Source organism: Micromonospora sp. NBC_01655, from assembly GCF_026339755.1.
Lineage (GTDB): Bacteria > Actinomycetota > Actinomycetes > Mycobacteriales > Micromonosporaceae > Micromonospora.
The window spans coordinates 5,495,971-5,506,981 of the sequence record NZ_JAPEQF010000001.1 but is presented as its reverse complement, the minus strand read 5'-3'; the positions used below and the strand labels follow the sequence as shown (position 1 = coordinate 5,506,981).

The window sequence follows — 11,011 nt, the reverse complement described above, 5'->3', positions numbered from 1 at the left end:
TGCGCGGTCCATGGCTGACGAGGCGAAGCTTCTCGACTACCTCAAGCGGGTCACCGCCGACCTGCACCAGGTGCGGCAACGCCTGCGCGAGGTGGAGGCCGGCGAGCAGGAACCGGTCGCCATCGTCTCCATGAGCTGCCGCTTCCCCGGCGGGGTGCGGACGCCGGAGGACCTGTGGGAGGTCGTCGCGTCCGGCCGGGACGTGATCACCGACTTCCCGGCCGACCGGGGCTGGGACCTCGGCTCGCTGTACGACACCGACCCCGAGCGGGCCGGCACCTCGTACACCCGGCAGGGCGGCTTCGTGCCCGACCTGGCCGACTTCGACCCGGGCTTCTTCGCCATCTCCCCCCGGGAGGCCCTGGCGATGGACCCGCAGCAGCGGTGGCTGCTGGAGGCCTCCTGGGAGGTCCTGGAGCGGGCCGGCATCGACCCGCACTCGCTGCGCGGCAGTCGCACCGGCGTCTTCGCCGGCAGCACCGGCCAGGACTACGGCGGCGTGCTGATGGGCGCCGCGCAGGGCCTGGAAGGCCACCTGATGACCGGCAACGCCGGCAGTGTCGTCTCCGGCCGGATCTCCTACACCTTCGGGCTGGAGGGCCCGGCGGTCACCATCGACACCGCCTGCTCGTCCTCCCTGGTCGCGCTGCACCTCGCCGGCCAGGCGCTGCGCCAGCGGGAGTGCACCCTGGCCATCGTCGCCGGGGTCACCGCCATGTGCACGCCGGCCGCCTTCGTCGAGTTCTCCCGGCAGGGCGGCCTCGCCGAGGACGGCCGGTGCAAGGCGTTCGCCGCCGCCGCCGACGGCACCTCCTGGTCCGAGGGCGTCGGCGTGCTGCTGCTGGAGCGGCTGTCGGACGCCCAGCGCAACGGCCACCCGATCCTCGCCGTGGTGCGGGGCAGCGCCGTCAACCAGGACGGCGCGTCCAACGGCCTGAGCGCCCCCAACGGGCCGTCCCAGCAGCGGGTGATCCAGCAGGCGCTGGCCAACGCCGGCCTCGCCGCCGGCGGGGTGGACGTGGTCGAGGCGCACGGCACCGGCACCCGGCTCGGCGACCCGATCGAGGCGCAGGCGCTGCTGGCCACGTACGGGCAGGACCGGGGCGACTCGGCCCCGCTGCTGCTCGGCTCGGTGAAGTCGAACCTCGGGCACACCCAGGCCGCCGCCGGCGTCGCCGGGGTGATCAAGATGGTGCTGGCGATGCGGCACGGCGTCGTCCCGCCCACCCTGCACGTGGACGCCCCGACCCCCCAGGTGGACTGGGACGCCGGTGCCGTCGAGCTGGTCACCGAGACCACCCCGTGGCCGGCGGTGGACCGGCCGCGCCGCTCCGCGGTGTCGTCGTTCGGGGTCTCCGGCACCAACGCGCACATCATCGTCGAGCAGGCCCCCGCCGTCGAGGCCGCGCCGGCCGACGCCGCGCCGGCCGACGCCGCGCCGGCCGTCGAGCGGCCGGTCGTGCCGGTGCCGGTGTCGGCCCGGGACGCCGCGGCGCTCGCCGCGCAGGCCGGCCGCTGGGCCGCGTGGCTGGCCGCCGACCCGGACCTGCGCCCGCTCGACGTGGCCTTCTCGTCGGTCACCTCCCGGTCCGCCCTGGACAGCCGCGCCGTGGTGCTGGCGACCGGCCGCGACGACCTGGTCGCCGGGCTGCGGGCGCTGGCGGCGGGGGAACCGTCGGGCGCGGTGGTCACCGGCCAGGCGGCCGACCGGGGCCCGCTCGCGGTGCTGTTCTCCGGCCAGGGCGCGCAACGCGCCGGCATGGGACGGGAGCTGTACGGATACTTCCCCGGGTTCGCCACCGTGCTGGACGAGGTGTGCGTCGGGCTGGATCCGCTGCTGCCGCAGCCGCTGAAGCCGGTGCTGTTCGCCGAGCCGGGCACGGCCGAGGCGGAGCTGCTGGACCAGACCGTGTTCACCCAGGCCGGCCTGTTCGCCGTCGAGGTGGCGCTGTTCCGGCTCGTCGAGTCGTTCGGGATCGCGCCGGACCTGGTCGGCGGCCACTCGATCGGCGAGATCACCGCCGCCCACGTGGCCGGCGTGCTGTCCCTGGCCGACGCGTGCGCCCTGGTGGCCGCGCGGGGCCGGCTGATGCAGGCGCTGCCGGCCGGCGGCGGCATGCTGGCCGTGGCCGCGCCGGAGGCGGACGTGGCGGCCAGCCTGGCCGGGCTGACCGACCGGGTCGGCATCGCCGCCGTCAACAGCCCGTCGGCCGTCGTCGTGTCCGGCGCGGCCGACGCCCTCGACGAGGTCGAGCGGGCGTGGCGGGACCGGGGCGTCCGCACCCGCCGGCTGACCGTCAGCCACGCCTTCCACAGCCCGCTGATGGAGCCGATGCTCGCCGGGTTCCGGGCCGTCCTGGACACGCTGACGTTCGCCGCGCCGACGCTGCCGGTGGTGTCGAACCTGACCGGCGCGCTCGCCGCCGCCGAGGACATCCGCACCCCCGAGTACTGGGTGCGCCACGTCCGGGAGGCGGTCCGCTTCGCCGACGGGGTCACCGCCCTGCGGGCGGCCGGCGCGGTCACCTTCCTGGAGATCGGCCCGCAGAGCGTCCTGACCGCGATGGCCGGTGACCTCCTGCCCGGCGACGAGGACGTGCTCGCCGTCGCCACCCAGCGCAAGGACCGGCCCGAGGCCCACGCCCTGCTGGCCGGCCTGGCCGAGCTGCACGCGCACGGCGTCCCCGTCACCTGGCAGCCGTGGTTCGCCGACACCGGCGCGCGGCGGGTCGACCTGCCGACGTACGCGTTCCAGCACCAGCGGTACTGGCCGGAGGCCGGCGCCGGGTGGACCGGTGACGTCACCGCCGTCGGCCTGCGCCCCGCCCAGCACCCGCTGCTCGGCGCCGCCGTCGGCGTCGCGCACGCCGAGGGCTTCCTGTTCACCGGTCGGCTGGCCCGGCGCACCCACCCGTGGATCTCCGACCACGTCGTCTTCGACACCGTGCTGCTGCCCGGCACCGGCTTCGTCGAGCTGGCCCTCCAGGCCGGCGCGCACGTCGGCGCGGACCACGTCCGCGAGCTGACCCTGGAGTCGCCGCTGATCCTGCCGGAGACCGGCGGCGTCGACATCCAGCTCTGGATCGGCCCGGCCGACGAGACCGGCTGCCGGACCGTCTCCCTGCACTCCGCCGCGGACGGCGAGCCCGCCGAGGGCACCGGCGAGCGGCCCTGGACCCGCAACGCCAGCGGTGTGCTGGCCGGCGGACCGGCGACCCCGGGCGGCCCGCAGGGCTGGTCCGACCTGACCGCCTGGCCGCCCCCCGGCGCCACCGAGGTCGGCACCGACGACCTGTACCTGAACCTCGCCGCCCAGGGCTACGACTACGGCCCGTCCTTCATCGCGCTGCGCTCCGCCTGGCGGCGCGGCGAGGAGCTGTTCGCCGAGCTGGCCCTGCCCGAGACCCCGGCCGCCGAGGCCGGCGGGTACGGCCTGCACCCGGCGCTGCTCGACGCGGCCCTGCACACCCTCGGCCTCACCACGCCCGCCGGCGAGCCGTCCGGCGCGGACATGCCGCCCGGCTACGGCCGGCTGCCGTTCTCCTGGAACGACGTCGCCCTGCACGCGGCCGGCGCGGCGGCGGCCCGGGTCCGCGTCTCGCACACCGGCACCGACAGCGTCTCCCTGCTGCTCGCCGACGTCACCGGCGCGCCGATCATCTCCGTCGGTTCCCTCGTGCTGCGGCCCGTCTCCGCCGACCAGCTCCGGGTCGCCGGGGGTGGCGGCACCGAGTCGCTGTTCCGGATCGAGTGGGCCCCGCTCGCCCTGCCCGCCGGCCCGTCGACCGCCGGCTGGGCGGTCGTCGGCGACGCCGCCGGCCTCACCGACGCCGTCGCCGCCACTGGTACGGCCGTCGCGGCGTACCCCGACCTGACCGCCCTGGCCGCCGCGCTCGACGAGGGCGCGGACGCGCCCGCCGTGCTGGTCGTGCCGTTGCTCGACCCGCCCGCGTCGGCCGACGTGCCCCGGGTCGTCGCCGAGGTCACCCACCGGGTCCTCGCCATGCTCCAGCAGTTCCTCGCCGACGACCGGTACGCGGACTCCCGGCTGGTCGTGCTCACCCGGGGCGCCGTCGCCACCGCCACCGACGCCGACCTGACCGACCTGGCCGGCGCGGCCGTCATCGGCCTGCTCCGCTCCGCCCAGTCGGAGAACCCCGACCGGTTCGTGCTGGTCGACGTCGACGACGTGGCCGGCTGCGCCGCCGCCCTGGTCGCGGCCGTGGGCACCGACGAGCCGCAGGTCGTGATCCGCTCCGGCGTCGCCGCCGGGTCCCGGCTCACCCGTGTGCCGGCCCTCGCGGAGCCGCCCGCCGCCCCGTTCGACGGGGACGGGACCGTGCTGATCACCGGTGCCACCGGCACCCTCGGCCAGCTCATGAGCCGGCACCTGGTGACCGTGCACGGCGTCCGGCACCTGATCCTCACCAGTCGGCGCGGCCGGTCCGCCGGCGGCGTCGCCGAACTCTGCGCCGACCTGGAGGCGCTCGGCGCGACCGTCACCGTCGCCGCCTGCGACGTCGCCGACCGGGCCGCGGTGGCCGAGCTGCTCGCCGGCATCCCGGCGGAGCACCCGCTCACCGCCGTCATCCACGCCGCCGGGGTACGCGACGACGGCGTCATCTCCTCGCTCACCCCCGAGCGGATGGACGGCGTGCTGCGGCCCAAGGTCGACGCCGCCTGGAACCTGCACGAGCTGACCGTCGGCCTCGACCTGAAGGCGTTCGTCTCGTACTCGTCCCTCGCGGCCACCGCCGGCGGCCCCGGCCAGGGCAACTACGCCGCCGCCAACGCGTTCCTCGACGGGCTGGCCCAGCACCGAAAGGCGCGCGGCCTCGCCGCCCTCACCCTCGCCTGGGGTCTGTGGGCCGACCGCAGCGGCATGACCACCGAGCTGGACGACGTCCACCTCAACCGGATCTCCCGCTCCGGCGTCGCCGCCATGGAGGCGGAGGAGGGCCTGGCCCTCTTCGACGCCGCCTGCCGCACCCCCGACGCCGCGCTCGTCCCCGCCCGCCTCGACCTCGCCGCGATGAAGGCGCAGTTCGCCGGCGGCACCATCCCGCCGCTGTACCGGGCGCTGATCCGCACCCCCGCCCGCGCCGCCGCCGCGGCCGGCACCGGGGCGTCCCTGGTCCAGCAGCTCGCCGCGCTCGGCGACGCCGACCGGGTCACCGCGCTCGTCGAGATCGTCCGGGGCCAGGCCGCCGCCGTGCTCGGCTACCCCGACCCGGCCGCGATCGAGCCGCGCCGGGCGTTCAGCGAGTTCGGCTTCGACTCGCTCACCGCCGTGGAGATGCGCAACCGGCTCAACAACGCGTTCGGCATGCGACTGCCGGCCACCCTCGTCTTCGACTACCCGAGCCCGCACGACCTGGCCGTCCACCTCGGCACGGAGATCGCCGGCACCCCCGTCCCGGTCCGGCCCACGACCAGCACCGTGGCCGTCGGCGACGACGAGCCCCTCGCGATCATCGGCATGGCCTGCCGGCTGCCGGGCGGGGTGTGGTCGCCCGACGACCTGTGGCGGCTCGTCGCCGACGGCGTCGACGCGATCACCGACCTGCCCACCGACCGGGGCTGGGACCTCGACACCCTCTACAGCCCCGACCCGGACGCCAGCGGCACCTTCTACGCCCGGGGCGGCGGCTTCCTGGGCGGCGTCGACCGGTTCGACCCCGGCTTCTTCGGCATCAGCCCCCGCGAGGCGCTGGCCATGGACCCGCAGCAGCGGCTGCTGCTGGAGACCACCTGGGAGTCGTTCGAGTCCGCCGGGATCGACCCGGCCACCGTGCGGGGCAGCAGCACCGGCGTGTTCGTCGGCACCAGCGGCCAGGACTACGGCTCGCTGCTGGCGTACTCGCCGGAGGCCGCCGAGGGCTACATGCTGACCGGGATGACCAGCAGCGTCATCTCCGGGCGGGTCGCGTACACGTTCGGCCTGGAGGGGCCCGCCGTCTCCCTCGACACCGCCTGCTCGTCGTCCCTGGTCGCCCTGCACTGGGCGGGCCAGGCGCTGCGGCGCGGCGAGTGCGACATGGCCCTCGCCGGCGGTGTGATGGTGATGGCCACCCCGACCGCGTTCGTCGAGTTCTCCCGGCAGCGCGGCCTCGCCACCGACGGGCGGTGCAAGTCGTTCGCCGCGTCGGCCGACGGGACCGGCTGGTCCGAGGGCGTCGGCATGCTCCTCGTGCAGCGGCTCTCCGACGCCCGCCGGCAGGGCCGCCAGGTCCTCGCCGTGGTCCGCGGCTCCGCCATCAACTCCGACGGCGCGTCCAACGGCCTCACCGCCCCCAACGGCCCGTCCCAGCAGCGGGTGATCCGGCAGGCCCTGGCCACCGCCGGGCTCACCACCGCCGACGTGGACGTGGTCGAGGCGCACGGCACCGGCACCACCCTCGGTGACCCGATCGAGGCGCAGGCGCTGCTGGCCACGTACGGCCAGGACCGGCCCGCCGACCGGCCGCTGCTGCTCGGCTCGATCAAGTCGAACATCGGCCACGCCCAGGCCGCCGCCGGCGTCGCCGGGGTGATCAAGGTCGTGCAGGCCATCCGGCACGGGATCGTGCCCGCCACCCTGCACGTCGACGAGCCGTCCCCGCACATCGACTGGGCGGCGGGCGCCGTCGCGCTGGTCACCGAGGCCACCCCGTGGCCGGCCGTCGACCGGCCGCGCCGGGCGGCGGTGTCGTCGTTCGGCATCTCCGGCACCAACGCGCACGTGATCATCGAGCAGGCCGACGACGCGCCGGCGGAGCCGGTCGCCGCCCGGACCAGGGCCCCGGGGATGATCGACTCGGACGTGACGGTGTGGCCGGTGTCGGCCCGGTCGAGGGCCGCCCTCGCCGGTCAGGCCGCCCGCCTGGCGTCGTACGTGCGGGAGCGTGACGGCCTCGACCCGGCGGCGGTGGGCTGGTCCCTGGCCGCCACCCGGTCGGCGTTCGACCAGCGGGCCGCCGTGGTCGGGTCGACGGTCGAGGAGTTGCTGGCTGGTCTGGACGCCCTGGGTGCGGGTGCCCCGGCGGGTAACGTCGTCTCGGGTGTGGCCTCGGGTCACGGTGCGGGTCCGGTGTTCGTGTTCCCGGGTCAGGGTGCGCAGTCGGCGGGGATGGCCGCCGGTCTGGTGGGTCGTACGCCGGTGTTCGACGCGAAGCTGGCGGAGTGCCAGCGGGCGTTGACCCCGTACCTGGACGTGGATCTCGTCGCGGTGCTCACCGGTGATGACGAGTCGTGGTTGGACCGGGTCGAGGTCGTCCAGCCGGTGCTGTGGGCCGTCGGAATCGCGATCGCGGCGGTGTGGCAGCACGCGGGCGTGTCCCCGCAGGCCGTTATCGGCCACTCGCAGGGTGAGATCGGTGCGGCGTGCGTGGCCGGCATCCTGTCGCTGGACGACGCGGCGCGGACCGTCGCCCTGCGCTCCCGGGCCCTGTCTGTGCTGCGGGGTACGGGGACGATGGCGTCGGTGGACCTGTCCGCCGACGCGGTCGCCGAGCGTCTGCCGGGTTTCCCGGGGGTCGGGGTGGCGGCGGTGAACGGTCCGGCCACGGTGGTGGTGTCGGGGCCGCCGCAGCCGGTGGCCGATCTCGTGCAGGCGTGCACCGATGACGGCATTCGGGCCAGGCTCATCCCGGTGGACTACGCGTCGCATTCGGTGTCGGTGCAGGAGGTCGCGGAGCAGCTTCGCGCCGACCTGGCCGACGTCACCCCGCGGGCCGGTCACACCCGTCTCGTGTCGACGTTGACCGGGGACTGGGTGGACCCGACGTCGATGGGCGCGGACTACTGGTACGACAACCTGCGGCAGACGGTGCAGTTCGACGCGGCGGTGCGGGTGGCCATCGCGGCGGGGCACTCGACGTTTGTGGAGATCAGTCCGCATCCGGTGTTGACGATGCCGGTGACGGCGATCCTCGACGACGCCGGGGTGGCCGGGCACACGTTGGGCAGCCTGCGGCGGGGGGACGACGATCCGACCCGGTTGTTGACGAATCTGGCTGCCGCGCACGCGATCGGCCTGCCCGTCGACCTGACGAGCGTGCTCGCCGGGACCGACGTCGTGCCGCTGCCCACGTACGCCTTCGAGCACCAGCGGTTCTGGGTCGACCCGCCCGTGCACCGGGTGCAGGACGTCGCCTCCGCCGGCCTCCAGGACGCCGGGCACCCGTTGCTCAGCGCCACCCTCACCTTCCCCGACAGCGAGCGGATGGTGTTCACCGGGCGGCTGTCGGTGCGTACCCACCCGTGGCTCGGCGAGCACCGGGTGATGAACAACATCCTGCTGCCCGGCACCGCGTTCGTGGAGCTGGCGACGTACGCCGGCGAGCAGGCCGGCTGCCCGACCGTGGAGGAGCTGACCCTGCTCGCCCCGCTGGTCCTGCCCGAACTCGGCGCGCTCCAGGTGCAGCTGATGGTCGGCGACCGGGACGACGACGGCCGGCGCGGCGTGCAGCTCTACTCCCGGCCCTACCGGGACGGCTCGGACGAGATCCTCGCCGACGTGGCCTGGACCTGCCACGCCACCGGCCTACTCGCCCCGCAGTCGGCCGACGCGCCCGCCTTCGACCTGGGGGTGTGGCCGCCGCCCGGCGCGACCCGCGTCGAGTCCGACGACTTCTACTCGGGCATCGAGGCGACCGTCTTCGGGTACGGCCCGGCGTTCCGCGGCCTGCGCGCCGCCTGGACCCGCGGCGACGAGGTCTTCGCCGAGGTGGAACTGCCCGCCGACCACCACGCCGAGGCGGGCCGGTTCGGCGTGCACCCGGCGCTGCTCGACGGCGCGTTGCAGGCCATGTCGATCGGCGGCTTCCTCGGCCGGATGGGCGACGGCGCCGACGCCACCGTGCCCCGGCTGCCGTTCGCCTGGACCGGGGTCTCCCTGCTCGCCGCCGGGGCCACCGCCCTGCGGGTGCGGGTCGCCGCGGCCGGCGAGGTCGGGGTGGCCTTCCAGGTGGCCGACGCCACCGGCGCGCCGGTGCTGCACGTCGACTCGCTGATCATGCGGCGGGTCTCCGGCGACTCCCTCGGCGCGGCCCGCTCCGGCCGGCACGAGTCGCTGTTCCAGGTGGACTGGCCGGCGCTGCCGGTGCCCACCGGCCCGGTGCCGGCGGCCACCCGCTGGGTGGTGCTCGGCGGCGACGACCTCGCCCTCAGCGCAGCCTGCGAGTCGGCGGGCGCGCGGGTGCGTACCGACATCGACCTGGACTCCCTCGGCAAGCTGCTCGCCGGGGGCGAGCCGGCGCCCGAGGCGGTCGTCGTCCCGGTCGGCGGCCCCGACGACGACGAGGTGGGCCCGGTCCTCGCCACCCAGACGCGGGCCACGGCGCACCGTACCCTCGCCGCGTTGCGGACCTGGCTCGCCGACGACCGGTTCGCCGGGTCCCGGCTCGTCCTGGTCACCCGCGACGCGATCGCGGCGGGGGAGCAGCCGGCAATCAACCTGCGGCAGGCCCCGGTGTGGGGTCTGCTGCGCACCGCCCAGCTCGAACACCCCGACCGGTTGCAGCTGATCGACCTCGACGACGAGCCGGACAGCCGCGCCGCGCTGGCCGCCGCGATCGCCTCCGGCGAGCCGCAGCTCGCCGTGCGGGCCGGACAGGTCCGCACCCCGCGCCTCGGGCGGGTCCCGACCGGGACGGAGCCGCTGCCCGGCGGCATCGACCCCGACGGCACCGTGCTGATCACCGGCGGCACCGGCGTGCTCGGCCGGATCCTGGCCCGTCACCTCGCCACCACCCACGGCGTGCGGCACCTGCTGCTCGCCGGCCGGCGGGGCGCCTCGGCGGAGGGGATCGGCGACCTGGTCGCCGATCTCGCCGGCCACGGTACGGAGGTGACCGTCGCCGCCTGCGACGCCGCCGACCCGTACGCCCTGGCGGCGCTGCTCGCCGGGATCCCCGCCGCGCACCCGCTCACCGCCGTGGTGCACGCCGCCGGCGTCCTCGACGACGGGGTGCTGGAGTCGATGACCCCCGACCGCGTCGACGCGGTGGCCGTGCCGAAGATCGACGCGGCCTGGCACCTGCACCGGCTCACCGAGGGGCTCGGCCTCGCGGCGTTCGTGCTGTTCTCCTCGGCGGCGGCCACGCTGGGCAGCGCCGGCCAGTCCAACTACGCGGCGGCCAACGCCTTTCTCGACGCCCTCGCCGCGCACCGGCGGGCCCGGGGCCTCGCCGGCGTCTCCCTCGCGTGGGGCCTGTGGGAGCAGGCCAGCGGCATGACCGGTCACCTCGCCGACGCCGACGTGCGGCGCATCACCGAGCAGGGCGCCGCCGGCCTGGCCACCGCGCAGGCGCTGGACCTCTTCGACGCCGCCTGGCGGCTGGACGCGGCGGTGGTCGTACCGATGCGGCTGGACGTTCCGACGCTGCGGGCGCAGGCGGAGTCCGGCGCCCTCGCGCCGATGCTCCGCGCCCTGGTCCGGGTGCCGCTGCGGCGCTCCGTCGACGCCACCGGCGCCCGCGCCGGCGGGGTGTCGCTCGGCCAGCGGCTGGCCGGACTGGCCGGCCCGGAGCGGCTGAAGGTGGTGCTCGACGTGGTCCGGGCGAACATCGCCGCCGTCCTCGGCCACGCCAGCGCCGACGCGGTCGACCCCGGCCGGCTCTTCACCGACCTGGGCTTCGACTCGCTCACCGCCGTGGACCTGCGCAACCGGCTCAACGCCCTGTCCGGGCTGCGGCTGCCGGCGACGCTGGTCTTCGACTACCCGACGCCGACCGCGCTCGCCGAGAAGCTGACCAGCGAGATCGCCGCCGACGAGGCGCCCTCCACGCAGCCCATCTTCCAGGGCATCGACACCGTCGAGAGCCTGCTCAACTCCATCCCGCTCGATCCGGTGGCCCGGGACCGGTTCACCGCCCGGATGCAGGACCTGCTCGCCAAGGCGTCCGACGTGGCCGCCGGGCCCGCCGCCGCCGAGGACCGGCCCGATCTCGACTCGGCCAGCGACGACGAGATCTTCGACTTCATCAGCAAAGAGTTTGGAATCTCCTGAGATGACCGAGTTCCGGATCGA

Annotated in this window: 1 protein-coding gene; it reads left to right on the top strand. The window is 75.9% G+C overall.

Annotation, left to right across the window (positions count from 1 at the left end):
• Positions 1-10: 10 nt before the first annotated feature.
• Positions 11-10,990 carry a type I polyketide synthase gene (locus tag OOK41_RS24790; RefSeq protein ID WP_266266886.1) on the top strand — a complete coding sequence of 3,660 codons (10,980 nt, stop codon included), beginning with the start codon at positions 11-13 and terminating at the stop codon, positions 10,988-10,990.
• Positions 10,991-11,011 lie beyond the last annotated feature (21 nt).